At 68.9% G+C, this 23,283-nt stretch carries 24 protein-coding genes; 11 read left to right on the top strand and 13 right to left on the bottom strand.

All coding sequences use genetic code 11. From position 1 onward, the window contains the following. Positions 1-37: 37 nt before the first annotated feature. Positions 38-571: a TRAP transporter small permease gene (locus tag EZ313_RS11965; protein WP_135263362.1), complete on the bottom strand. Its 534-nt coding sequence runs from the start codon at positions 569-571 to the stop codon at positions 38-40. A 147-nt stretch (positions 572-718) separates the two neighbouring features. Beyond that, entirely contained in the window at positions 719-2,569 is a 1,851-nt protein-coding gene (gene glmS, locus EZ313_RS11960; protein WP_135263361.1) for a glutamine--fructose-6-phosphate transaminase (isomerizing), read from the bottom strand. Between the two features lie 132 nt (positions 2,570-2,701). Here glmS and EZ313_RS11955 point away from each other — a divergent pair, with 132 nt between their 5' ends. Further along, a complete protein-coding gene (locus EZ313_RS11955; RefSeq protein WP_135263360.1) occupies positions 2,702-3,238 on the top strand; it encodes an Lrp/AsnC family transcriptional regulator in 537 nt (178 codons plus the stop codon). On the opposite strand, the gene glmU is transcribed toward EZ313_RS11955, so the two are convergent. Then, positions 3,201-4,586: a bifunctional UDP-N-acetylglucosamine diphosphorylase/glucosamine-1-phosphate N-acetyltransferase GlmU gene (gene glmU, locus EZ313_RS11950; RefSeq protein ID WP_135263359.1), complete on the bottom strand. Its 1,386-nt coding sequence runs from the start codon at positions 4,584-4,586 to the stop codon at positions 3,201-3,203. The two genes, EZ313_RS11955 and glmU, sit on opposite strands and share 38 nt — an antisense overlap. 55 nt (positions 4,587-4,641) lie before the next feature. Here glmU and EZ313_RS11945 point away from each other — a divergent pair, with 55 nt between their 5' ends. Both EZ313_RS11945 and EZ313_RS11940 read left to right on the top strand, forming a co-directional pair. Further along, on the top strand, positions 4,642-5,478 hold the full coding sequence (locus tag EZ313_RS11945; RefSeq protein WP_240788595.1) for a DUF6279 family lipoprotein: 837 nt from the start codon (positions 4,642-4,644) through the stop codon (positions 5,476-5,478). Next, positions 5,475-6,617, top strand: a complete 1,143-nt coding sequence (locus tag EZ313_RS11940; RefSeq protein ID WP_135263357.1) for an MFS transporter — start codon at positions 5,475-5,477, stop codon at positions 6,615-6,617. The genes EZ313_RS11945 and EZ313_RS11940 overlap by 4 nt, the downstream gene beginning before the upstream one ends. Before the next feature lie 89 nt (positions 6,618-6,706). Here the strand turns inward: EZ313_RS11940 and EZ313_RS11935 are convergent, their stop codons facing one another. The 5 genes from EZ313_RS11935 to EZ313_RS11915 form a co-directional block, all read right to left on the bottom strand. Next, the gene (locus EZ313_RS11935) at positions 6,707-8,449 is read right to left on the bottom strand and encodes an NHL repeat-containing protein (protein ID WP_135263356.1); all 1,743 of its coding nucleotides are present in this window, start codon (positions 8,447-8,449) and stop codon (positions 6,707-6,709) included. A gap of 504 nt (positions 8,450-8,953) precedes the next feature. Then, entirely contained in the window at positions 8,954-9,277 is a 324-nt protein-coding gene (locus EZ313_RS11930) for a hypothetical protein (RefSeq protein WP_135263355.1), read from the bottom strand. Between the two features lie 137 nt (positions 9,278-9,414). After that, positions 9,415-10,404 carry an MBL fold metallo-hydrolase gene (locus tag EZ313_RS11925; RefSeq protein ID WP_135263354.1) on the bottom strand — a complete coding sequence of 330 codons (990 nt, stop codon included), beginning with the start codon at positions 10,402-10,404 and terminating at the stop codon, positions 9,415-9,417. A gap of 78 nt (positions 10,405-10,482) precedes the next feature. Beyond that, entirely contained in the window at positions 10,483-10,977 is a 495-nt protein-coding gene (locus tag EZ313_RS11920) for a gluconokinase (RefSeq protein ID WP_205960362.1), read from the bottom strand. Between the two features lie 32 nt (positions 10,978-11,009). Continuing rightward, on the bottom strand, positions 11,010-11,480 hold the full coding sequence (locus tag EZ313_RS11915; protein ID WP_135263353.1) for a DUF2917 domain-containing protein: 471 nt from the start codon (positions 11,478-11,480) through the stop codon (positions 11,010-11,012). A gap of 129 nt (positions 11,481-11,609) precedes the next feature. On the opposite strand from EZ313_RS11915, the gene EZ313_RS11910 reads away from it, so the two are divergent. Further along, complete coding sequence (locus EZ313_RS11910; RefSeq protein WP_135263352.1) at positions 11,610-12,593, top strand: LysR substrate-binding domain-containing protein; 984 nt, start codon at positions 11,610-11,612, stop codon at positions 12,591-12,593. Between the two features lie 101 nt (positions 12,594-12,694). On the opposite strand, the gene EZ313_RS11905 is transcribed toward EZ313_RS11910, so the two are convergent. Continuing rightward, complete coding sequence (locus EZ313_RS11905) at positions 12,695-13,285, bottom strand: 5-formyltetrahydrofolate cyclo-ligase (protein ID WP_135263351.1); 591 nt, start codon at positions 13,283-13,285, stop codon at positions 12,695-12,697. Positions 13,286-13,294: 9 nt separating this feature from the next. On the opposite strand from EZ313_RS11905, the gene EZ313_RS11900 reads away from it, so the two are divergent. The 4 genes from EZ313_RS11900 to EZ313_RS11885 all read left to right on the top strand — a co-directional run bounded on the left by EZ313_RS11900 (position 13,295) and on the right by EZ313_RS11885 (position 17,919). Beyond that, positions 13,295-15,286, top strand: a complete 1,992-nt coding sequence (locus EZ313_RS11900; protein ID WP_135263350.1) for a lytic transglycosylase domain-containing protein — start codon at positions 13,295-13,297, stop codon at positions 15,284-15,286. Between the two features lie 7 nt (positions 15,287-15,293). Beyond that, positions 15,294-15,824 carry an MgtC/SapB family protein gene (locus EZ313_RS11895; protein ID WP_135263349.1) on the top strand — a complete coding sequence of 177 codons (531 nt, stop codon included), beginning with the start codon at positions 15,294-15,296 and terminating at the stop codon, positions 15,822-15,824. An 83-nt stretch (positions 15,825-15,907) separates the two neighbouring features. Further along, entirely contained in the window at positions 15,908-16,591 is a 684-nt protein-coding gene (locus tag EZ313_RS11890; RefSeq protein WP_135263348.1) for a glutathione S-transferase family protein, read from the top strand. Between the two features lie 77 nt (positions 16,592-16,668). After that, positions 16,669-17,919, top strand: coding sequence for a multifunctional CCA addition/repair protein (locus tag EZ313_RS11885; protein ID WP_135263347.1), 1,251 nt, complete (start codon positions 16,669-16,671; stop codon positions 17,917-17,919). A gap of 98 nt (positions 17,920-18,017) precedes the next feature. Here the strand turns inward: EZ313_RS11885 and EZ313_RS11880 are convergent, their stop codons facing one another. The 3 genes from EZ313_RS11880 to EZ313_RS11870 are packed head-to-tail and all read right to left on the bottom strand — an operon-like array spanning position 18,018 to position 20,281. Beyond that, positions 18,018-18,941, bottom strand: coding sequence for an ROK family protein (locus EZ313_RS11880; protein ID WP_135263346.1), 924 nt, complete (start codon positions 18,939-18,941; stop codon positions 18,018-18,020). A gap of 10 nt (positions 18,942-18,951) precedes the next feature. Next, positions 18,952-19,146: a DUF2905 domain-containing protein gene (locus EZ313_RS11875; RefSeq protein ID WP_135263345.1), complete on the bottom strand. Its 195-nt coding sequence runs from the start codon at positions 19,144-19,146 to the stop codon at positions 18,952-18,954. Between the two features lie 40 nt (positions 19,147-19,186). Then, complete coding sequence (locus tag EZ313_RS11870; protein WP_420849291.1) at positions 19,187-20,281, bottom strand: class I SAM-dependent methyltransferase; 1,095 nt, start codon at positions 20,279-20,281, stop codon at positions 19,187-19,189. 17 nt (positions 20,282-20,298) lie between these two features. Here EZ313_RS11870 and EZ313_RS11865 point away from each other — a divergent pair, with 17 nt between their 5' ends. Genes EZ313_RS11865 through EZ313_RS11855 form a run of 3 tightly spaced genes read left to right on the top strand, consistent with a single transcriptional unit; the run spans position 20,299 to position 21,871 of the window. Beyond that, positions 20,299-21,075, top strand: a complete 777-nt coding sequence (locus EZ313_RS11865) for an SDR family oxidoreductase (RefSeq protein ID WP_135263344.1) — start codon at positions 20,299-20,301, stop codon at positions 21,073-21,075. 20 nt (positions 21,076-21,095) lie between these two features. Then, positions 21,096-21,467 carry a dihydroneopterin aldolase gene (locus EZ313_RS11860; protein ID WP_135263343.1) on the top strand — a complete coding sequence of 124 codons (372 nt, stop codon included), beginning with the start codon at positions 21,096-21,098 and terminating at the stop codon, positions 21,465-21,467. After that, the gene (locus EZ313_RS11855) at positions 21,461-21,871 is read left to right on the top strand and encodes a GFA family protein (RefSeq protein WP_135263342.1); all 411 of its coding nucleotides are present in this window, start codon (positions 21,461-21,463) and stop codon (positions 21,869-21,871) included. The genes EZ313_RS11860 and EZ313_RS11855 overlap by 7 nt, the downstream gene beginning before the upstream one ends. Here the strand turns inward: EZ313_RS11855 and EZ313_RS11850 are convergent. Then, entirely contained in the window at positions 21,852-23,276 is a 1,425-nt protein-coding gene (locus tag EZ313_RS11850) for an MFS transporter (RefSeq protein ID WP_240788594.1), read from the bottom strand. The genes EZ313_RS11855 and EZ313_RS11850 overlap by 20 nt on opposite strands. Between the last annotated feature and the right edge of the window lie 7 nt (positions 23,277-23,283).

Below are 23,283 nucleotides of genomic sequence, written 5' to 3'. Positions count from 1 at the left end.
CCTCCGTCCGGTCGTTCCTGTCATGGTCGTGAAAGCCTCAGACGTCTTCCGAATAGTCGCCGCGCGCATGGCGCTCCTCGACCAGCCGCACGTACGTGGGTTTGCCTCCGCGCAGCACGATCAGCAGTTCGTCCAGCACCGCCAGCACGAACAGCAGCGAGCCGATGACGAAGCTCAGCTGCGGGATCCAGATCGGGATGACCACCAGGCCGCCCGACATCTCCTTGAACTGCCAGCTCTCGTAGGTGAAGCGCATCGCCCACCAGGCCAGGTACGCCACGGCCGCGCCCGCGATCGCCAGCGAGACGGTCTCCAGCAGCCTGCGTGCGCGCGCGTCCAGCCGGTCGAGCAAAAGCGTGACGCGCACGAAATCACCGTGCTTGAACGCGTGGGCCATGGCGAAGAACGAAGCGGCCGCCGTGCACCACGCGACGACATCGTTGACGCCGCCCACGTGCAGGCCGGCCATCCGGCCGGCCGACCCGTAGAGCATCAGAAGGAAGATCGAGAGGATCAGCAGCGCCCCGATGGCGCCGGCGGCGTCGAACAGGAGGTCCAGCGCGCGGCGCATCCCCTGCGCCTTAGCCCCGGAAGCCGTCGGCGGGAGCAGCGGCGATCGCCAACGGGGGTGTCATGGGGAGCATCGGGGAGCGGAGTGGAGGGCGGGCGCAGGATAAGAGCAATTCCCGCGCCAATGGATGGGGTCTAACCCCAAGCGTCATTCCACGGTCACGCTCTTGGCGAGGTTCCTGGGCTTGTCAACGTCGGTCCCCCGCGCACACGCCGTGTGATACGCCAGCAGCTGCAACGGCACGACGTGCAGCAGCGGACTGAGCGGGCCGTAGTGCTCGGGCATCCGGATCACGTGGATGCCGTCCTCGCTCTCGATGCGGGTGTCGGCATCGGCCAGCACGTAGAGCACGCCGCCGCGGGCGCGCACTTCCTGCATGTTGCTCTTGAGTTTTTCCAGCAGCGTGTCGTTGGGCGCGACGGTCACCACCGGCATCTGGCTGGTGACCAGCGCGAGCGGCCCGTGCTTGAGCTCGCCGGCGGCGTAGGCCTCGGCGTGGATGTAGGTGATCTCCTTGAGCTTGAGCGCGCCTTCCAGCGCGATCGGATAGTGCAGGCCGCGGCCGAGGAAGAGCGCGTTCTCCTTGCCGGCGAACTGCTCGGCCCAGCCGATGATCTGCGGCTCCAGCGCGAGCACGGCGGTGAGCGCGGCGGGCAGGTGGCGCATCGCCTTCAGGTGCGCGGCCTCCTGCGACTCGGTGATGCGGCCCTTCACCTGCGCCAGCGCCAGCGTCAGCAGGAACAGGCCGGCCAGCTGCGTCGTGAACGCCTTGGTCGACGCGACGCCGATCTCGGCGCCGGCGCGCGTGATGTAGGCCAGCTTGCATTCACGCACCATGGCCGACGTGCCGACGTTGCACACCGTCAGCGTGTGCTCCATGCCCAGCTCGCGCGCGTGGCGCAGGGCCGCCAGCGTGTCGGCCGTCTCGCCCGACTGGCTGATGGTGACCACCAGCGTCCGGGGATTCGGCACCGATTCGCGGTAGCGGTATTCGCTGGCGATCTCCACCTGCGTCGGGATCTTCGCGATGCCTTCCAGCCAGTACTTGGCCGTGCAGCCGCTGTAGTAGCTGGTGCCGCAGGCGAGGATCAGCACCGAGTCGATCTCCTTGAAGACCGAGTACGCGCCGTCGCCGAACAGCTCGGGCACGATGGACTGCACGCCCTCCAGCGTGTCGGCGATCGCGCGCGGCTGCTCGAAGATCTCCTTCTGCATGTAGTGGCGGTACGGGCCGAGCTCGGCCGCGCCGCTGTGCGCCTGCACCGTCTTGACCGCCCGCGTCACCGGCTTGTGCGAACGGTCCTCCACCCAGTACTTGCCCAGCTGCATGTCGACCACGTCGCCCTCTTCCAGGTAGACGATCTGGTCGGTGACGCCCGCCAGCGCCATCGCATCGCTGGCCAGGAAGTTCTCGCCGCCTTCCTTGCCCACGCCCAGGATCAGCGGCGACCCGGCGCGCGCGCCCACCACCCGAAGAGGTTCGTCCTTGCAGAATACGGCGATGGCGTAGGCGCCGTGCAGGCGCTTGACGGCGGACTTCACGGCCTCGAACAGGTCGCCTTCGTAGAGGCTGTCGACGAGGTGGCAGATCACCTCGGTGTCGGTCTGGCTCGCGAAGTGGTAGCCCTTGGCCTTCAGCGACGCGCGCAGCTCATCGTGGTTCTCGATGATGCCGTTGTGTACCAGGGCCACTCGGCCCGCCCGATCCGCGGCTGCGGTGCCGGGGCCGTGACTGAAATGCGGATGGGCGTTGTGCACGGCCGGAGCGCCGTGCGTGGCCCAGCGGGTGTGGGCGATGCCGGTCGTGCCTTCGATGGCTTCGCGGTGCACCTGTGTCAGCAGTTCAGCGACGCGCGACGTGCTGCGTGCTCGCCGCAAGCCCTGGTCATACACGGCGACCCCGCAGGAGTCATAGCCGCGGTATTCCAGCCGCTGCAGACCCTGGACGAGGACCGGGACGATGTTGCGGGTCGAGACCGCGCCGACGATTCCACACATGACGATTGGCTCCTTGCTGGGCAGGGACTGTAGGCGGCCACTTCAGAAATATGGCGTCTCAATTCCAGCGATCTTGAAATTTTCTTTCCTCACGCCCTATAATCGCAATCAGATTCCAAAATCTGATTAGAAGTGGAAGAAGAAGCGCTCGATGCCCTCGACATAGCTCTCCTGAGCCATTTGCAGGAGGACGCCTCGCTGACCAACCAGGACCTCGCCGCCCGGGTTCACATCTCGCCGCCGACTTGCCTGCGGCGGGTGAAGCGGCTGGTGGAGGCCGGCTTCATCGAGCGGCAGGTCGCCATCCTCAGCCGCGACCGCCTCGCCCGGCTGTCGGGCGCGGGGCTGGAGGCGGTCGTGGAGATCACGCTCGACCGCCAGGACAACGAGTCCATGGAAGCGTTCGAGGCGAAGGTGGTGGCCGATGCGGCCGTGCAGCAGTGCTACCGCGTCTCGCCGGGGCCCGACTTCATCCTGGTGGTGCAGGCGCCCGACATGCCGGGCTACCTCGCGCTGGCGCAACGCCTGTTCACGGCCGACGCCAACGTGCGCAACGTGAAGGCCTTCTTCGCCGTCAAGCGCGCCAAGTTCGGCTCGCGCATCGCGCTGCCCAAGCCGGCGCGCGGCGCGGCTACTTCGGCGCCTTCTTCGGCCGCTGCCAGCCGCTGATGCTGGCCTGCTTGCCGCGGGCCACCGACAGCACGCCCGGCTCCGTGTCCTTGGTGATCGTGGAGCCGGCGCCCACCGTGCCGCCCTTGCCGATGCGCACCGGCGCCACCAGGACGCAGTTGCTGCCGACGTGCACGTCGTCCTCGATCACCGTTCGGTGCTTGTTGGCGCCGTCGTAGTTGGCCGTGATGGACCCGGCACCGTAGTTGACGCGTTCGCCCACTTGCGCGTCGCCCAGGTAGGCGAGGTGGTTGGCCTTGGCGCCGCGCGCCAGCGTGGAGTTCTTGACCTCGACGAAGTTGCCGATGTGCACCTCGGTCCCGAGCCGCGCGCCGGGACGCAGCCGCGCGAACGGCCCGATCTCGGCGCGCTCGCCCACTTCCGCGCCGGCCTTCTCGCCCTGGATGTGGGTGAAGGCCTGCAGCAGGGCGCCGGCGCCGATGGTTGCGTTGGCGATCACGCAGTTGGGGCCGATGCGGGCGCCGTCGCCGATGACCACCTTGCCTTCGAACACGCAGTTGACGTCGATCTCCACGTCCTGCCCGCACTGCAGCGTGCCGCGCACGTCGATGCGCGCCGGGTCCGCGAGGCGCACGCCGCCCTCCATCAGCGCGCGCGCATTGCGCTGCTGCCACGCGCGCTCCAGTTCGGCCAGCTGCAGCGGGCTGTTGACGCCCTCGACCTGCAGCGCGTCGTCGCAGGAGATGGCGACGACCTCCACGTTGTCGGCGACCGCGTGCTTGACCACATCGGTCAGGTAGTACTCGCCCTGGGCGTTGTCGTTCGTCAGGCGCGCGAGCCAGCGCTTGAGCAGCGCATTGGGCACCGCCATGAAGCCGGTGTAGACCTCGCGCAGCGCGCGCTGCCGCTCGTTCGCATCCTTGTGTTCCACGATGGCCAGCACGCGTCGGCCCTGGCGAACGATGCGGCCATAGCCGCTCGGGTCCGGCAGCTCCACGCTCAACAGCGCAAGACGCTCGCCGCCGCAGGCCTGCACCAGCGTCTGCAACGTTTCGGGGCGGATGAGCGGCACGTCTCCATTGAGCACCAGCGCGATGCCGTCGTCCGGCAGCTGCGGCACGGCCTGCTGCACGGCGTGACCGGTGCCCAGTTGCGGCTCCTGCCGCACGAAGACCGCCTCCGGGAACGAGCCTTGGACGGCCGCCTCGACCTCATCCGCACCATGGCCCGTGACCAGGATCGTGCGCCGCGCGCGAAGCTGCCTCGCGCAATCGATCACGTGGTCCACCAGCCCACGGCCGGCCAAACGATGCAACACTTTAGGCCGCTGGCTTTTCATGCGCGTGCCCTTGCCGGCTGCCATGATGACCACGTCCACTGCTGTCATGTCATTCCCTCATTTCATCGCGCGCCACGCGCAGCGCCTGTCCCGGATTATCGGCTTGCTGAGCATCGCTGTGGCTCTCGCGGGCTGCAGCGCGCTCAAGCTGGGTTATTCCACGCTGCCCGATGTGGCGTACTGGTGGTTCGACGGCTATCTCGACCTCGACGATGCCCAAGGCCAGCGCCTGCGCGAGGACCTGCAGCGCCTGCATGCGTGGCACCGCGGGACGGAATTGCCCCGCGTCGTGTCGCTTCTGCAGCGAATGGAAGCGCTGGCGATGCAGGACATGTCGCCGGCCCAGGCCTGCTCGTTCGAGAACGACATCCGCGAGCGCTACGCCGCGCTGCGCGACCGCGCGGAGCCGGCCATCGTCACCAACGCGATCACCCTCACGGCGGCGCAGCTGAAGCACCTGGAACGCAAGTACGCGCGCAACAACCGCGAATTCGAGAAGGACTGGATCCGGTCGACGCCCAGTGAACAGCTCGAGAAGCGGATGAAGCTCTTCATCGATCGCTTCGAGCTGATCTACGGCAGCGTCTCCGACGCGCAGCGCGCCGCCATCCGGCAGCAGTTCGAGGCGTCTCCGTTTCCAGCCGCCCAAGTGCTGGCCGAGCGCCGGCGCCGCCAGCAGGAGACGCTGGCCGTGCTGCAGCGCCTGACCGGCCAGACGGTTTCACTCGGCGAGGCCCGCACCACGGTTCGCGGCTTGATCGAAAGGTTCGAGCAGTCGCCGGACCCGGCCTACCGTGCCTATCAATCCTCCGTGGTGCAGGACGCCTGCCGCCTCATCGCGACCGTGCACAACGCCGCCACCGCCGCCCAGCGCGAACACGCCGCGCGCCGGCTGCGCGGCTGGCAGCGCGATCTCGCCGAGCTGTCGACGGCTCCATGACGGCCGTCGCGCCCGGCAGCCGCATGGGCGTGGTGTGGCGGTTCGCGGCCGCCACCACGCTGATCGTGCTGGCCTACGCCATGACCGCGCCGGTGCTCGCGGTGAGCCTGCAGCAGGCCGGTGCCAGCACGACCGCGGTGGGCCTGTTCGCGATGATCCCCTTCGGGATGATCGGCCTGCTGATCCCTTTCGTGCCCACCGTGCTGGCGCGCTGGGGCGTGGTCCGCACCTACCGCGCGGGCTGCCTGCTCAACCTGGTCGGCGCTGCGATCTACGCGCTCACCGACCACTGGCTGCCCTGGTCGATCGCCTCCGTCTTCGGCGGCATCGGCGCGGCGGCGCTGTGGAACGCCACCGAGGCGCTGCTCGCGCGCGAAGCGCCGCCCGAGCAGCGCGGCCGCGTGATGGGCCTGTACCAGGCTTCGCTCGGGGCCTCGCTGGCGATCGGCCCTTTCGTGCCGGGCGTGCTCGGCTGGGGGGCAAGGCCGGTGCTGTGGGCGTCTTTCGTGCTGATCGGCTTGTGCTGCGCGGTGGCGGCGGCGATCCCGAGCCACTCGACCTCGGAGCCCTCGCATGCGCAGGCCAGCACCTGGGAGGCGATCCGCACCGTGCCGCTGCTGGTGCTGATCGCGTTCAGCGGTGGCGTGTTCGAGGCCGGGCTCAGCTCGGTCAGCGCGGCGAATGCGTCATCGACGGGCCTCAGCCTGAGCGGCGCCGCCAGTGTTGCCGGCGCGATCGGCGTCGGCAGCTTCCTGTGCCAGATCCCGGCGGGCCTTGCCGCCGACCGCTTCGCGCTGCGCAACGTCTTCGCCGCCGCGGCCTTGCTGCTGCTTGCGTCGAGCGTCGCGTTCGCGTTCGCAGGACGTGCCCCGTGGCTGCTGTGGGCCGTGGGCGTGGTGTGGGGCGGCGTCGGCGGCGCGCTCTACACGCTGACGATGGTGGAAGTGGCGCACGCCTTCGCCGGGCGCGCCACCGCCGGCGGCGCGGCCGCGATGATCACCGGCTACACCGTGGGTGCGACGGTCGGTCCGGTGGCCAGCGGCGCCGCGCTGCAATGGGGCGGCATCCTGGGGATGGCGGCGGTGCTCGGCGCGCTGGCGATTGCGACGCTCATGGCGGCGCGCAGCGTGCCGGATTGACGCCGTCATTTCCGCGCAGGCGGAAATCCAGTGCTTCCAGAAAGAAAAAAGGCGTCCTACAGGACGCCTCAAGGACTGTTCGTGCGGACTTACTGTTGCTCGAAGATGAGGATGCGGTGGTTATTCCTATCCGTTACGTACAGCTTGCCTTCGTGGAAGTGCACGCCCTCCGGCTCGGCAAGCGTCCTGTCGGTCGGAGCGCCTCCGCCGTTTTGATCGTTTGCGACGAAATCCTCCTGCCCCAGAACGATGTCGGCCCCCGCGCCACTTGAACGCGAGGCGAAATTCAGCCAGATCAGAACACGGTTGTTGCCGGTGTCGGCCACTGCGAGTCGCGTCCCGTCCGATGCCACGGACTTGGGTCCGTGAAGCGCGAACCTCGTGGGCGCATCCAACCCTCGATTGGGTTGCACTGACTCGAAGTCGTGCTGGCCCAGCACCCGGTCGGCACCTCTCGCCGCATCAGAGGCTCCGGGCTGCGGGATCGTGTCCCAGATCAGAACACGGTTGTTCTGCGTATCCGCAACCACGAGCCTCGCCCCGTCCGTCCAAACTCCTGTGGGCCTGTTCAATGTGAACTCACTCGGTCCTGTGTTTCGGTTCGGATCGCATTGAGATGGCGATGCTTGGCCGAGAACCGTCTGTAAAGGGGGCTCGAATGCGCCCGACTGCGGGAAGTTGTAGATGTTGACCCGGTTGTTGTGCGTGTCCGCCACGACGACCATGCTGCCGTTCGAAGAAAGGGCGACACCCAAGGGCTGATTTAGACCTGACGCGCCGCACCTCAGGCGAGAGTCATCCCATTCGGCTTGGCCCAGCACAGCCGTTGCGTAATGCGTGCTCAGGGTCGGGATGGAATGCCAGAGGCTCACGCGGCTTGGGAAGTGCTGCACCACCGCCATGCGACCGCCTGCGATGGCAACACTGCTGGGATAGGGATTGGTTTGGTGGGAGGCGGTTAAGTCATCGTGCCTCAAATCGATCTGCCCTATCACGATGCTCGCGGCGAACCCCGTCGCGGCACCGCTGTAAAAGCCCAAGACGCGATGCTGGAACGTGTCCGGGACATAGGCTAGCTGACCAGCGATCGCCAATGGACCTTGAGGAGATCTCAGGTTGTATTCATCGGGATCGCCAGTGTCCCTTGTCGTGAAGTTTGGCTGTCCCCAGGCGATCGACGCCGCCTGATTCGTCTGGAATTCGCCGGTCCTGACCGTGATAGTGAAGCTGTCGCGGTCGCTCAAACCGCCGCCGTCGATGCTCTCGATCTGGAGCACCACAGTCTGGGCGGTCGTGGGCGCGTTGTAGACCATCCCGTCCAGGGCGGCGTTGACTTGCGCAAGGGTGCCATTGACCAGGACGAAGCCTGAGTTGTTGCCCGTGATCGTGGCACCGCTGCCGCTGGCCATCAGCACCTTGCCGGAGTTCACGTGCACGAAGGTGGCGACTGTAGTGCTGTCGGGATCGCTGACGGTAATCCCGGTGCCGTCCCTGAAGGTGAGCGAGCCGCCCGTGACGATGGTCGCGCCGCCGCTGGCCAGCGTATGGACCGGCGGGGAAGACACCGGGGCCGGCGGGGCGGCGGGCACTACGGCAATCGTGAACTCGTCGCTGTCCAACAGCGGCTCCGGCGTGCTGGCGTCCTGCGTCCGGATCTGCAGCGTGACGCCCTGCGGGCTGCTGGGCGCGGCATAGACCATCCCGTTCAGCGCAGCGTTGATCTGCTCGACGGTCCCCTCGATTCTCACGCTGGCCGAGTTGTCACCGCTGACCCCAGTGCTGCTGCCCATCCGCAGCGTGCCGGCCGTCACCGACAAATCGGTGGTCAGCATAGGACTGTCCGTGTCCGCGACCGTGATCAGGTTGCCGTTGCTGCTGCTGAACGTCAGCGTGCCGCTTGTGACGACGCCGCTCCCGCTGCTACTCAGCGTGTGAACCGGCGGTGATTGCGCGGGCGCGGGACTAGGTACGGGTGTCGGGGATGGTGCAGGCGTCGGCGATGGTGCGGGCGGCGGAGGCGGCCCGGCGATCGGATCACCGCCCCCACCCCCACCGCCACATGCACTCAAAGTCGCCGCCATCAGCGCGGCGACCGCTTTCATTCTCAGAGTCCTCATCTCTTTCCTCCAGGGTTGATGACCCCGGCATTGGAAAGAGGCTCAGAGAAGCGTCACAGGATGAGAGTCACTGCGGCGGCACGAATCGGCGCGCAGTTTGCCAAAGACGTGACGGCTTCCGCCGGCGGCGGCTCGCGGGTGGCAAGCATCAGCGGCGAAAACAAGCAGGGATCCCCGCCTCCGCGGGGATGACGCGTAACGGGGACGCGGGAACGGACTTCAGGCCTCGCCCTTCGAGTGCGACTTGCCCTCTTCCTCCGCCTGCTTCATCTCGCGCTCTTCCTGCTCCGAGCGCGGCTTGGCCTTCTCGGCCTCGGCCTCCACGTCGGCGTTCTTCACGAAGCGCTCGGTGCGCTCCTTGTACTCGCGCGCGCCTTCGTAGCTGCCTTCGCCCACCTGCTGCGGCTTGTCGCCGCCCTGCTGCTGCCCGGGCTGGCCTTGCTGTCCCTGCTTCTGGAACTCGTTGGAGCCGGCCATCTGCTGCTGCTGCGCGAGGCGGTCGCCGGCTGGTTGCTGCTGCTGGGTGGTATTGCGCGAGGTCATCGTCGACTCCTGTAAGGACTGGCCCGAAGGAGCCAGCTTAGGAAGCACGACAGCGCCGGAGCGTCAGCCCACGGCGCGTGATCTCCGTCGGCCGCCGCCGACAGTCGCCGCCTGCCTCAGCTTGAAGCGCGCTGCGATCAGTCCTGCAGCGCCGCCCACATCTCCTTGTCCCGCTCTGCAGTCCAGATGCGCGGGTTCTTGATGCCGCGCGCCTCGTCGTACGCGCGGCTCACGTCGAAGGGGAGGCAGTGCTCGTAGATGAACACGTGGCCGAACACCGGGTCCATGCTCTTGCGCGTGTGTTCCATCGCCGCCTTGAGGTCCATGTTGGCGGCCGCCGCTTCCTTGGCCGCGGCGAACAGCGTCTGCACCCAGCGCTTGGTGTAGTCGAGCGCCTTGTTCACCTGGGCGTTGCCCTTCATGGCCTCGCCACGACCGGGCACCAGGGCTTCGGCGTTCAGCGCGCGCAGGGCTTCGAGCGTGGCCGGCCATTCCTCCAGGTGCGCGTCGCCGGTGTAGACGCCGGCCTCGTACTCGACCAGGTCGCCGGAGAACAGCACCTTCTCCTGCTCGACCCAGGCGATGGTGTCGCCGCGCGTGTGGCCCGGGCCGGGATGCCAGATCTGCACCTTGACGCCGCCCAGGTCGACCATGAGCTTGCCCGGCACCTCGCCCTTCGTCGGATCGCCGCCGCCGATGACCATCGTGGGCCAGGTCAGGCCCGGCACCGACTCTGCATTGCGGAACAGGCGCGGGAAGCGGTCCATCTCCGACTGCATGTCTTCCTTGCCGCGCTCGACGATCAGGTCCAGCGTGCCCTGGCTGGCGATGATCTCGGTCGCGCCCTCGGCGAAGTACGCGCTGGCGCCCAGCACGCGCACGGCGTGGTAATGCGTCAGCAGCACGTACTTGATCGGCTTGTCGCTCACGGTGCGGATGCGGGCGATCAGGTCGCGCGCCATTGCAGGCGTCGCGGTCGCGTCGCTGACCATGATGAACTTCTCGCCGATGATCACGCCCGAGTTCGGGTCGCCCTCGGCGGTGTACGCCCAGCAGTGCGGGGACAGCTGTTCGAAGGTGATCTTCTTGTCGGCCAGGTCGGCCTGGCTCGCGAAGGCTTTGCTCACGGAAACTCTCCTGGCGCCGTTGCGGCGCGAACCGGGATTCTACTTACCGTAATGCATTACGGATTGTGAAACGCTGGGCTAAGCCGCGAGGTCGCGGAGCGCGGCGGCGACCACTTCGTCCAGCGGCAGAGACGCATCCACGACGACGACACCCGGCTCGCCCGCCGGGTCCTGCAGCGCGGCGAACTGGCTGTCGACCAGGCTGGGCGGATAGAAGTGGTCTTTGCGGGAAGCGACACGCTCCAGCGCCTGCTGCGGCGTGAGCGCCAGGTGCACGAAGCGCAGGCCCGGTGCGGCGGCTCGCAAGCGTTCGCGGTAAGCGCGCTTGAGCGCCGAGCAGGTGAGCACCGCGCCGTGCGGCCGGCTCGCCAGCTCCCGCCCGAGCGTGTCGAGCCATCCGGCGCGGTCGCTGTCGTCCAGCGGCAGGCCCCGGCTCATCTTCTCGATGTTGGCGGCGGGATGGAAGCTGTCGCCCTCGACCAGCGGGAGGCCAAGCGCCTGCGCCAGTCGCGCGCCCACCGCGCTCTTGCCGCAGCCGGCCACGCCCATCACGACGACGTGGGTGGAGATCATGGGTCGCCGCGATTACCGAGGCGACCCCCGGATCACACGGCGGGGCACTGGTTGCGTTGCGGACGGGCCAGCAGCGCGCCGGCGGCGAGCGCCACGATGGCGGCGCCCAGTTGCCAGACCGCTCGAACGCCCAGCACGGCAGCGATCTGCACTTCCGACCAGGACTGCGACACGGCCTGCAGGCGCGAAGCGCGCACCGGTTGGACTTGCGGCGAAAAGTCCCAGCTGAACCACGCGGGCGCACCGCGGTCGCTGGACTCCAGCACAATGCGCCGGCCCGCCCGCACCGGCATCTTCTCGCCCGCGCCCAGGAAGAAGTCGCCCTGGTCGTCGGGCGGTCCTCCGTGCGGGCCGTCGAACGTGATCCACACGCACCCGTGGGCGACGCGCAGGACCCCGTCCTCCCGCGGGCGCAGCGTGACGGCGCGTGCCGGCTCGAGCCGCCAGGTGCCGGGCAGGCGGAGGGCGGATTGTTGCGATTGCATCAGCGCGAGAGAGGTCATGGCGTTCTCCTGGGGGCGTCTTGGGTGAATGGATCATCGAGCGCGCGGGGTTGGCGGTCCAATGAAATCCGGCTAGGCTATTCATTCGCATCCCGCATCAATCCCGGTTCGTGCCCGGCCGTCCGAAACATGCTCCATTCCCAGACCCACCTGCGCACCCGCCCGATCTCCGCCGGGCACCTGCGCGCCTTCGAGGCCGTCGCGCGCCACCTCAATTTCCGCGCCGCCTCGGAGGAGATGGCGCTGACGCAGTCGGCCGTCAGCCGGCAGATCCAGGCGCTGGAGGAAGAAGTCGGAGCCGCGCTGTTCCTGCGGCACACGCGCGCGGTGGAGCTCACCAGCGCGGGCACGCAACTGCTGCTGGCCGTGTCGCAGGCGCTGCCGCGAATCGATTCGGCCGTGCGGCAGATCCGGCAGACCGCCGGGCGCAAGAGCGTCTCGGTCACCACCTTCGCCTCGTTCGCGTCGATGTGGCTGATCCCGCGGCTGGAGCAGTTCCAGCGCGACAACCCGGAGATGGACATCCGCATCGATGCGACCGACTCATCGCTCGACCTGGAGCTGGCGGACGTCGACCTCGCGCTGCGTTATGGGCCCGTGGCAAACATGCCACCCAAGGCGATCCGCCTGTTCGGCGAGCAGCTCACGCCGGTCGCCAGCCCGTGGCTGCTCAAGAGCGGTACGCCGGTGAAGAAGCCCGCGGACCTGGCGCAGTTCGCGCTGATCGAAGCCGGCGATGCGCAGCGCACGCACCTGGAGTGGCTGACGTGGCGCCGCTGGTTCGACGAGCAGCAGCTCTCCCGGCTGCAGCCCAAGCGGTGGCTGTACTTCAACTACGCCTACCAGATGGTGCAGGCCGCGCTCACCGGCCAGGGCGTGGTGCTGGCGCGCCTGCCGATGGTGGCCGAAGCCTTGGCCAACGGCGAACTGATCGAGCCGCTGCCAAAGCTGCGCATGGATTCGCCGATGGCCTACTGGCTGATCCTGGGGCCGCGCAGCGGTGGCCGGCCGGAGATCAATGCGTTCTGTGACTGGGTGATGGCACAGAGCCGCGTCACCCGGCAGGCCACGGGCGAAGTGCCCGATCCGGACACGGTCGACAACATCGATTGACAGGCACCGCGTGCCGCGAGGGCCGAGGCCACGCAAGCAGCGATTCAAATCCCGCGGTGCGTGCCCTCACCCCAGCCCTCTCCCAGAGAGGGGGCAAGACCTCAACCCCTGACGGGCCAGACCACCCCGTTGTCATTCAGGATGGCATCGAGCGGCACGTCGTGCGGCTCCGGCTCCAGGTCGTCCACGTAAGCGTTCGTGTAACCCAATCCCACGGTGTACGGCCTGGGCTGCAGCTTGGCGAGCGTGCGGTCGTAGAAACCGCCGCCGTAACCGAGCCGGTATCCGCCCGGCCCGTAGCCCACGCAGGGCACGAACAGCAGCGTGGGCACGATCACCTCGGTGTCCTTGGGCTTGGGGATGCCGTAGGCGTCCTCCTCCATCGGGCAGCCGGGGAACCACGCGTGAAATTTGAGCGTCTTGTGCAGCTTGTCGACGACGGGCAAGCCGATTCTTCGCAGCTGCGGCTCGTCGAGGAGTTCGCCGTCCTCCTTCCAGCGGTGCAGCGCGGGCAAGGGATCGAACTCGCCCTTGATCGGCCAGTAGGCGCCGATCACGGTGTCGGACCGGCCCACCAGCCAGATCCGCATCACGCGCTGCAACTGGTCGGCGCGCTGAAGGCGGTCCGGGAGATTCAGCCGATCCTCGACGAGGCGCCGGCGCAGGGCTTTTTTGTCGTCCGGCGTGCTCATAATCCCTTGATGAAGTTACGGGCGATTCTGACATCGATCATCGTCGCGCTCGCCGGGGCGGCGAACGCGCAAGGCGCAGGCGACCAGGCCATCCTCGAGATGGCCCAGGCATATGCGAAGAACAACAAGGCCCGCCTCGCCCAGCTGTTGCCGCAGGTGCGCGGCCACCTGCTGGAAGCCTGGGGCGCGTACTGGGAGCTGAGCTCGCGGCTGGACACGGCCACGCCGCAGGAGGTGGAGGAGTTCTTCACGCGGTACGCCGGCACGTACCAGGAAGACCGCATGCGCAACGACTGGCTCCTGCTGCTGGGCCAGCGCCGCGACTGGGGGACGTTCGCCGAGGAGCATCCGCGCTTTCGCATGAACGACGACCCGCAGGTGCGCTGCTACGCGCTGCTGATCCAGCACCTGCGCGAAGGTCCCGCGGCCCCCGCCTGGCTGGAAGACGAGGTGCGCAGGCTCTGGTTCTCGCCGCGCGAAAGCGGCGAGGCCTGCACGCAGGCCGCGAGCCGCCTGCTGGCCGAGGGCGCGGGGCGCAATCGCCTCAGCGAGGCGGACGCCTGGCGCAAGGCGCGCCTGGCCATGGAAGCGAACCGGCCGCGCGCGGTGGAGGCCGCAGTCGAACTGGTTGCGCCGGATGCGCTGCCCCTGCTCAAGCAAATCAACGCGAGCCCGACGAAATTCCTCACCAGCCGCGTCACCGTGGCCTCGCGCTCGCGCAAGGAGCTGATCGCCCTGGCGCTTATCAAGCTGGCCACCAGCGACATCGACAACGCGGCCCAGCTGCTGGACCGCAAGTGGGGCCCGCAGCTCTCGCCGGAGGAGCGCAACTGGGTCTGGGGCGTGCTGGGCAAGCAGGCCGCGCAGCGGCTCTCGCCCGACGCGATGGGCTACTACGCCCGGGTGGCCCGCGACAGCGACCTCTCCGACGACATGCTGGCCTGGAAGGCGCGCGCCGCGCTTCGCGCGGGCAGCACGCCGCGGTGGGACGAGCTGCTGTCCGCCATCGACGCGATGGGCGAGGACCTGCGCAAGGAGACCACGTGGCAGTACTGGAAGGCGCGCGCCCTGCTCGCGTCGGGCAAGGAGTCGCAGCGAGCCGAGGCGCGCAAGCTGCTCGAAGGCATTGCGTCGCCGCGCGGCTTCTATGAGCAGCTCGCGCTCGAAGAGCTGGGCCGGCCGATCACGATCCCGCAGCGGCCCGCGCCGCTGACGGCAGAAGAGAAGGAAGCGGTGCGCGCCAACCCCAGCCTCGCGCGCGGCCTGTACGCCATCGGCATCGGACTGCGCAACGAAGGCGTGCGCGAGTGGAACTACGGCACCAGCCTCGCGCGGCCCGGCGGCCTGAGCGATCGGGAACTGCTGGCCGCCGCGGCGCTGGCCTGCGAGCGCGAGGTCTGGGACCGCTGCATCAACACCAGCGACCGCACCCGCGGCGAGTTCGACATCGAGCAGCGTTTTCCCATGCCCTTTCGCGAGACGGTGGTGCGGCGCAGCCAGGAGATCGGCCTGGACCCGGCCTACGTCTACGGCCTGATCCGGCAGGAAAGCCGCTTCGTCATGGACGCGCGCTCGCACGTGGGCGCCTCCGGCCTGATGCAGGTGATGCCGGCCACGGCGCGCTGGACCGCGCGGCGCATCGGCCTGAACGGCTTCACGACCGACCAGCTCAACGACCGCGACACCAACATCGCCATCGGCACCGGCTACCTCAAGCTGGTGCTGGACGACTTCAACGGCTCGATGCCGCTGGCCGCCGCCGCCTACAACGCCGGCCCCAACCGCCCGCGCGCCTGGCGCAACGGGCCGGTGATCGAAGCGGCGGCCTGGGCCGAGAACGTGCCGTTCGGCGAGACGCGCGACTACGTCAAGAGGGTGCTGGCCAACACCACGATCTACGCCGCGGTGCTCAGCGGGCAGCCGCAATCGCTCAAGTCCCGGCTGGGCATGGTGGGCCCGCGCGACGCCGCGCTGCCCGAGCCGAACCGCGAGTTGCCCTGACGACACGATGAACGCCTGGGACACGATCGCCGCGACCATCGCCGCCGAGTTTTCCGACATCCCCGACCTGGAGCAGCTCACGCGCGTGATCGTGCGGCTGCTGCTCGCCGCCCTCCTCGGCGCGCTGGTGGGGCTGGAGCGTGAACTGGCCGGCAAGGCGGCGGGCCTGCGCACCCACATGCTGGTGGCGCTGGGCTCGGCCCTCTTCGTGCTGATCCCGATGCAGGCCGGGATCGAGCTGGAAGACCTCAGCCGCGTGATCCAGGGCTTGCTGGCCGGCGTCGGCTTCCTGTGCGCCGGCGCCATCCTGAAGGCGGCCCACGAGGAGCAGGTGCAGGGCCTCACCACCTCGGCCAGCCTCTGGATGATCGCCGCCATCGGCATGGCCGCGGGGCTGGGCCGCGACGCCACCGCGGTGCTCAGCACCCTGCTCGCGCTGGGCATCCTGATGATGGAAGCGCCGCTGCGTCGCTTCTTCGACAACCGCCACCGGCAGCAGCGCATCGTCACGCCGGACGAACGCGACGGCGGCCGCTGACGCATCAATGCCCGGGCCATTGCGCATCAATCGCGCGCAGGCCCGCGGCTAGCATCGCTGCCACTTCCACTGCGGGGACCGCCATGCTCAAGCTCTACATCGGCAACAAGAACTACTCCTCCTGGTCGATGCGCCCGTGGGTGCTGATGCGTCAGTCGGGCATCCCGTTCGAGGAGGTGAAGGTCCGCTTCGACTCGTTCGACACCGGGTCGCAGTTCAAGCAGTCCATCGCGCAGATCAATCCGGCCGGGAAGGTGCCGGTGCTGGTCGACGAGGGCCTGGCCGTGTGGGACTCGCTGGCCATCGCGGAGTACCTCGCGGAGCGCTTTGCGGACAAGCAACTCTGGCCGAAGGAGACCCGGGCCCGCGCCCGGGCCCGCAGCGCCTGCGCCGAGATGCACTCGGGCTTCTCCGCGCTGCGCAACCACTGCCCGATGAACATCGAGGCCTGCCTGCCGCAGATCGGCGCGCTGGTGTGGCGCGACCAGCCGGGCGTGCGCGGCGACGTGCAGCGCATCGTGGCCATGTGGAGCGAGTTGCTGCAGCAGCACGGCGGGCCGATGCTGTTCGGCGAGTTCAGCATCGCCGATGCGTTCTACGCGCCGGTGTGCATGCGGCTGCGCAACTACGCGCTGCCCGTGCCCGGCCCCATCACCGACTACATCCGCCGCATCTGCGCCCTGCCGGGCGTGAAGGCCTGGATCGACGACGCGCTGGCGGAGAAGGACTTCGTGCCGTTCGACGAGCCCTACCGCACGGCGCGATAACGGCGCCCGCTTCCGCGCAAGCCTGACCGAGCGGTTGCCCGGGTCCGCGCCGCAGAGGTGCGGCTTACACTGCCGCCATGCAGACGTACATGGTGGGTGGAGCGGTCCGCGATGCGCTGCTGGGGCTGCCGGTGAACGACCGCGACTGGGTCGTCGTCGGCGCCACGCCGGAGGAGATGGTCATGGCGGGCTACCTGCCCGTCGGCCGCGACTTCCCGGTGTTCCTGCATCCCGAGACGCGCGAGGAATACGCGCTCGCGCGCACCGAGCGCAAGACCGGGCGCGGCTACCACGGGTTCGCCTTTCACGCCGAGCCGGGCGTCACGCTCGAAGAGGACCTGGCGCGGCGCGACCTCACGATCAACGCCATGGCGCAGGACGGCCACGGCCGGCTGATCGATCCCTTCGGCGGCCAGATGGACCTGCGCGCGCGCGTGCTGCGCCACGTCACCGATGCCTTTCGCGAGGACCCGGTGCGCATCCTGCGGCTGGCGCGGTTCGCTGCGCGCTTCGCCGACTTCAGCGTGGCGCCCGAGACGCTGGAGCTGATGCGCGCGATGGTGGAAGCCGGCGAAGCCGATGCGCTGGTGCCCGAGCGGGTGTGGCAGGAGCTTTCGCGCGGGCTGATGGAGCACCGGCCCTCGCGCATGTTCGAAGTGCTGCGCGAATGCGGCGCGCTCGAGCGGCTGCTGCCCGAGGTCGATCGCCTCTGGGGCGTGCCGCAGCGCGTCGAGTACCACCCGGAGGTCGACACCGGCGTGCACCTGATGATGGTGCTGGACATGAGCGCGCGTCTGCAGGCCGGCCTGCCGGTGCGCTTCGCCTGCCTCACGCACGACCTGGGCAAGGGCACGACGCCGGAGTCGGTGCTGCCCAAGCACATCGGCCATGAGGAGCGCAGCGCGCGCTTGCTGAAGAAAGTGTCGCAGCGGCTGCGCGTGCCGGTCGAATGCAACGAGCTCGCGGACGTGGTCGCGCGCGAGCACGGGAACATCCACCGCAGCAGTGAGTTCGGCGCGGCTGCCGTGGTGCGGCTGCTGGAGCGCTGCGACGCGTTCCGCAAGCCGCAGCGGTTCGCGGACGTGCTGCTGGCGTGCGAATGCGATGCGCGCGGGCGGCTCGGGCTGGAGGAGCGCGAGTACGCGCAGAAGGCGCGGTTGCTGGGTGCGCTGCGCGCGGCGCAGCAGGTGAGCACGAGTGACATTGCCGCGGCGGCGCATGCGCAGGGAGTGGCGGGACCGCGGGTGGGGGAGTTGATTCACCAGGCGCGGGTGGAGGCGGTGGCGGGATACCTGATGACTTTTCCCTCCCCCTCTGGGGGAGGGTAGGGTGGGGGCGCTCCGGGGCTCGAATAGCAGCGATGCTGTTTTGGCGCCGTGCGTGCCCTCACCCCAACCCTCTCCCAGAGGGAGAGGGAGCAAACCCGCTACGCGATCAGCGCCAGCGCGGCGTAATCGCCCACGCGGTTCTCCAGACCCGCCGGAACCAGTTCGCATCCCGCCGTCAGCGGCTCCATGTGCTCCGCCACATGCGGCCGCAGGCGCGGCAGCAGGTACTCGCGGTTGTGCCAGAACACGCTGCCGCCCAGGCTGATGCGGCGCAGGTCCAGCGTGACCACCAGGTTGTAGAGGCCCCGCCCCAGCACCCGGCAAAGGTCGTCGACGATCGCGATCGCAGCGGCATCGCCGCCCTTCGCCCGCTGCAGCAGCGTCGCGGAGTCGGCGCCGAAGCGCTGCTCCACCGAGGATCCCGCCACCAGCGCTTCGAGGTCGCCGAGGTTCCCGCAGCCGCACAGCGCCTGGTCGTTGTCGCTCACGAACATGTGACCCGCATGCCCCGCGTTGCCGTTCTTGCCGCGCAGCACGCGCCCGTCGACGCACAGGCCGGTGCCGATGCCGGTGCTCCACGTGACGTAGGCGCAGTCGTCCACGCCCTGCAGCGCGCCCCAGCGCCTCTCGGCTTCGAGCGCGGCCACGCAGTCGTTCTCGATGCGCAGCTGGCGAAAGCGCTGCGCCAGCGGTGCTTCGAGCAGCGCCGTCATCCAGTCGTTCGGCAGCCCGCGCCCGCCGCCGGCGATGCCGCCGCAGATGTTGGGCGCGGCCAGTTCGATGCGCCCGCCCACCACCACGAACGGCCCGCAGGAGGACACGCCCGCGCATTGCACGTGCTCAGCCGGCACGCCGGCCTCGGCACAGGCCTCGTCGACCATCCGCAGCAACTGGACGGCCAGCGCGTCGTTGTTTCCTGTCTTCGCGGTGGGCTCGCTCCGCCGCGCGATCAGCTCCAGGCCGGCGCCGTCGTTCAGGCTGACGGCCACCTTGGTGCCGCCGATGTCGATGCAGGCTTTCATGCGGTGCGGTTCAGATCAGCCGGGCGATGCCGGCGGCAAGCATGCTGAGCAGCAGGGTGGAGGCGAGCGGCACGAACCACTCGCGGCCGAACAACCTGAAGCGCAGGTCGCCCGGCAGCTTGCCGAAGCCCAGGCGCTGCAGCAGCGGAGTCAGCCAGCTGATCAGCATCAGGGCGAGGAAGACGACGAGGAACCAGCGGATCATGCGGGCAGTGTAGGTCGAAGCAACGGGCGCCGTGAGCGGCTCAGAGCCGGTCCGTGCGGTCGCCGCGGGCGAAGCCGATCGCGTCCCAGTAACCGCCCTTCGCAAAGCCGATGACCTTGAACAGCTCGCCCATCTCATGTTCGTTCACCAGCTTCTGCATCGCCGCGTTCTCGCGCGGCGATGCGCCGCCCGCCAGCTCCAGCAATCCGCAGTTGAAGAGGAAATGCGCCTGGCTGGTGTAGCCCAGCAGGTTCAAGCCGGACTCCTGCGCGGCCACCGCGATGCCGGTGAAATCGACGTGGGCCGTGATGTCCTTCTCGCCCACGTCGGCCAGCGGATCGGGATCTGCCAGGTGGCCGCGGTGGCACATCAGCGTGCCCATGTGGCGCTGCGCATGCCAGTACTCGCGCTCCGGAAACCCGTAGTCGAGGAAGAAGGCGGCCCCGGCCTCGAGCCGGTCCGCCAGCGTGCGGATGAAGGCCCGGGCCTGCGGGTGGATCTCGGTGAGGTAATCGTGCGTGCCCTCGATCTCGACCGGTGGCCGCAGATCCGTCGCGCGGTCCTCGAACCGGAAGCCACCGTTGGTCGCGACAACGCCGCGCTCGTGCCACGCGCCCGAGCGGCGCTGCAGCAGCTTCACCGGCATCGCGTCGAGCACCTCGTTGCCGACGATCACCCCGCGAATCTGTTCCGGGAGTTCGTCGACCCAGCGCACCTTGTCGCCGAAGCCGGCCAGCCGATTGCGCTGGCGCTCCCGAAGGCTGCCGGAGAGATCGACGATGGTGTAGGCGCGCACGCGATCACCAAGTGCGCCGAGCAGTTGCTCCCCCAGCGCACCGGAGCCGGCGCCGAACTCCCAGACGTCATCGGTGCCCGAAGCCTCGAGCGCCTGCTGCAGCTGCCGCGCAAGAGCCCGGCCGAACAGCGGCGTCAGCTCCGGCGCGGTGACGAAATCGCTGCCCGACGACGGCATCGCGCCGAACTTGCGCGAGGCGTTCGAGTAGTAGCCCAGGCCGGGCGCGTACAGCGCCAGCGCCATGAAGCGGTCGAACGGAAGCCATCCGCCCCCGCGGGAGATGGCCTGGGCGATCAGCGCGCCGAGGGCGCTCGTTACACTGCCTGCTTGGGGATTCACCCCACGATTGTCCTCCCGTGAACACGACCGCTCGCCCCCGCACCGCCCTGGTCACCGGCGCCGGCCGCCGGCTGGGCCGCGAGATCGCGCTCGCGCTGGCCTCTGCGGGCTGGCAGGTGGCGGTGCACTACCGGCGCTCGGCGGTGGAGGCGCAGCAGACGGTGGCGGACTGTGAAGCGCGAGGAGCCGTGGGATCGCGCTTCGCGGCGTTCGCCGCGGACCTGTCGCGCGAGGATGAAGTGCGCGCACTGCTGCCCGCGGTGGTCTCGCAGCTCGGTCCCGTCGACGCCGTGGTCAACAACGCATCGCTCTTCGAGCACGACAGCGCAGACAGCTTCGATTACGCCCGGCTGCAATCGCACCTGCTCGCCAACACGGCGGCGCCCGTGGTGCTGGCGCAGGCGCTGCACCGCCATGTGCAGGAGCGTTCGGGCGAAGGCGTGGTCGTGAACCTGCTGGACCAGAAACTGTGGAACCCGAATCCGGATTTCTTCAGCTACACACTGTCGAAGGCTGCGCTCGAAGCGGCCACGACGCTGCTCGCGCAGGCGCTCGCGCCGGAGCTTCGCGTCGTGGGCGTGGCGCCCGGGCTCACGCTCACCAGCCACATGCTGTCGCAGGAGAAGTTCGAGCGGCTGCACCGGCTGTCGCCGCTCGGGCGCTCGTCCACCGCGGAAGACGTCGCCGGGGCGGTGCGCTTCGCGCTGGAGAACCGCTCCATCACCGGCACCACGCTGCTGGTGGACGGCGGCCAGCACCTGATGAAGTTCGACCGCGACTTCTCGCTGATGTGAAAGCGCCCGGGGACGACCACATGGCCAAGGCCGCCGGCACGCAGATCCTCACCCTCACCGGGCTGCGCTTTGACGCCAACCTGGGCATCCTGGAGCACGAGAAGGGCGCGCCGCAACCGATCCAGGTCGATGCCGAACTCAACCTCGGCACCCAGCCCCTGCTGCCGCGCGACGACGACATCCTGCACGTGCTGGACTACCGCAAGGTGCGCCGCATCATCATCGACGAGTGCACCGCGGAGCACGTGAACCTGCTGGAGAGCCTGATCGGCAAGCTGGCGCACCGGCTGATGCAACTGCCCGGCGTGCTGGGCGTGCGGGTGATGATCGTGAAGCTGGAAATCTTCGACGACTGCGAAGTCGCCATACGGGTGGAGACCGGCCAATGGTGAAGTCCACACTCGCCCTGAGCGGCGGCTGCCACTGCGGCCAGGTGCGCTACGAAGCAAACGGCCAGCCGTACCACGCAACTGTCTGCCATTGCACCGACTGCCGCCGCGTGAGCGGCGCGCCGATGCTCGCGTGGTTCACCGTTCGCGCGGGCGAGTTCCGGTTCGTGCAGGGCACGCCGCAGCGCTATCGCTCCAGCGGCAAGGCGTCGCGCACGTTCTGCGGCGCATGTGGCACGCCGTTGACGTACCAGCTCGATGGCGCCGACGAGATCGACGTGACGATCTGCAGCCTGGACGAACCCGAGGCGGTGCCGCCAACGGACCACACCTTCGGCCGAAGCCGGCTGCACTGGGCCGAGGACCTGGAGAGCCTGCCGGTGCACGTCACCCTGCGTCCCGGCTGAGCCCCAGCGGCGGCGCCACTTCCTCCAGCGGCTTTCGCTCCGCATCGACCGCATGCCGCCACGCGATCGCCGCGGCGACCAGCACCAGCACTGCGCCGAAGAGATATCCCGCGAACACGTTCACCCGGCTGCCGCTCGCGACCAGCATTCCGAAGAGCGCCGGCGCCGCGAAGCCGCCGATGCCGGTGCCCACGGCATAGAAGAGCGAGATCGCCAGCGCCCGCATCTCCAGCGGGAACACTTCGCTCACCGTGAGGTAGGCGGAACTGGCCGCGGCGGAAGCGAGGAAGAACACGGCCGACCAGGCGAGCGTCTGCGTCGTCGCATCGAGCGCGCCGACCAGGAACCCGACGCCGGTGGCCGCGAGCGCAACGCCGGACAGGGCATAGGTCGCCGTGATCATGCGGCGGCGCCCCAGCCGGTCGAACAGCGGTCCGAGCACCAGCGGGCCGAGCACGTTGCCCACCGCGAACGGGACGATGAACAGCCCGACGCGCGCTTCGTCGACTCCGTAGAAGCGCGTGAGCACCAGCGAGTAGGTGAAGAAGATGGCGTTGTAGAAGAAGGCCTGCGACACCATCAGCGCCAGGACGACGGCGCTGCGGTGCGGATAGCGGCGCACGAGCACCTGCGCGACCTGGCGCAGCGTCGGAAGTGCGGAAGGCGGCCGGTCGACGGATGCTTCACGCGCCGGTTCCGGTGACCGCACCCCGGCGGCCGCTTCGATGTCCGCGACGATGCGTTCGGCTTCCTGCACGCGCCCCTGCGTCAGCAGCCAGCGCGGGCTTTCGGGCACGTGGCGCCGCACCAGCAGGATGGCGAGCGCCAGCACCGCCCCGAGCAGGAAGCCAACGCGCCAGCCCAATTGCGGACCGAGGATGCGCGCATCCAGCAGCCCCAGGCTCAGCAGCGCACCGAGCGCCGCGCCGATCCAGAAGCTGCCGTTGATCGCGAGGCTGACGCGGCCGCGAACGCGGGCCGGGATCAGCTCGTCGATGGCGGAGTTGATGGCCGCGTATTCCCCGCCGATCCCGAAACCGGTGACGAAGCGCCAGAAGCCGAATGAAGCGAAGCCGCCGCTGAAAGCCGTGGCCACCGTGGCGGCCATGTAGATCGCCAGCGTCCAGAGGAACAGCCGCTTGCGGCCAAGCCGGTCCGCCAGCCGGCCGAACACCAGTGCGCCCAGCACCGCGCCACCGACGTAGAGCGATCCGGCCCAGCCGACTTCCACCGTGCTCAGCCCCAGCGTGTCGGACCGCTGCAGCACGCTGCCCACCGAGCCGACGATCGTGACTTCGAGGCCATCGAGCATCCACGCGACGCCGAGCGCCATCACCACGCGCCAGTGCCAGCGCGACCACGGCAGGCGGTCGAGCCGCTCGGGAAGGGTGGGAGCGGTGGGCACGGGCGCC

This window comes from Ramlibacter henchirensis (genome assembly GCF_004682015.1).
Taxonomy (GTDB): Bacteria; Pseudomonadota; Gammaproteobacteria; order Burkholderiales; family Burkholderiaceae_C; genus Ramlibacter; species Ramlibacter henchirensis.
Note: the sequence above shows the minus strand (reverse complement) of the source record. Positions and strands in the feature narration are given on the sequence as shown.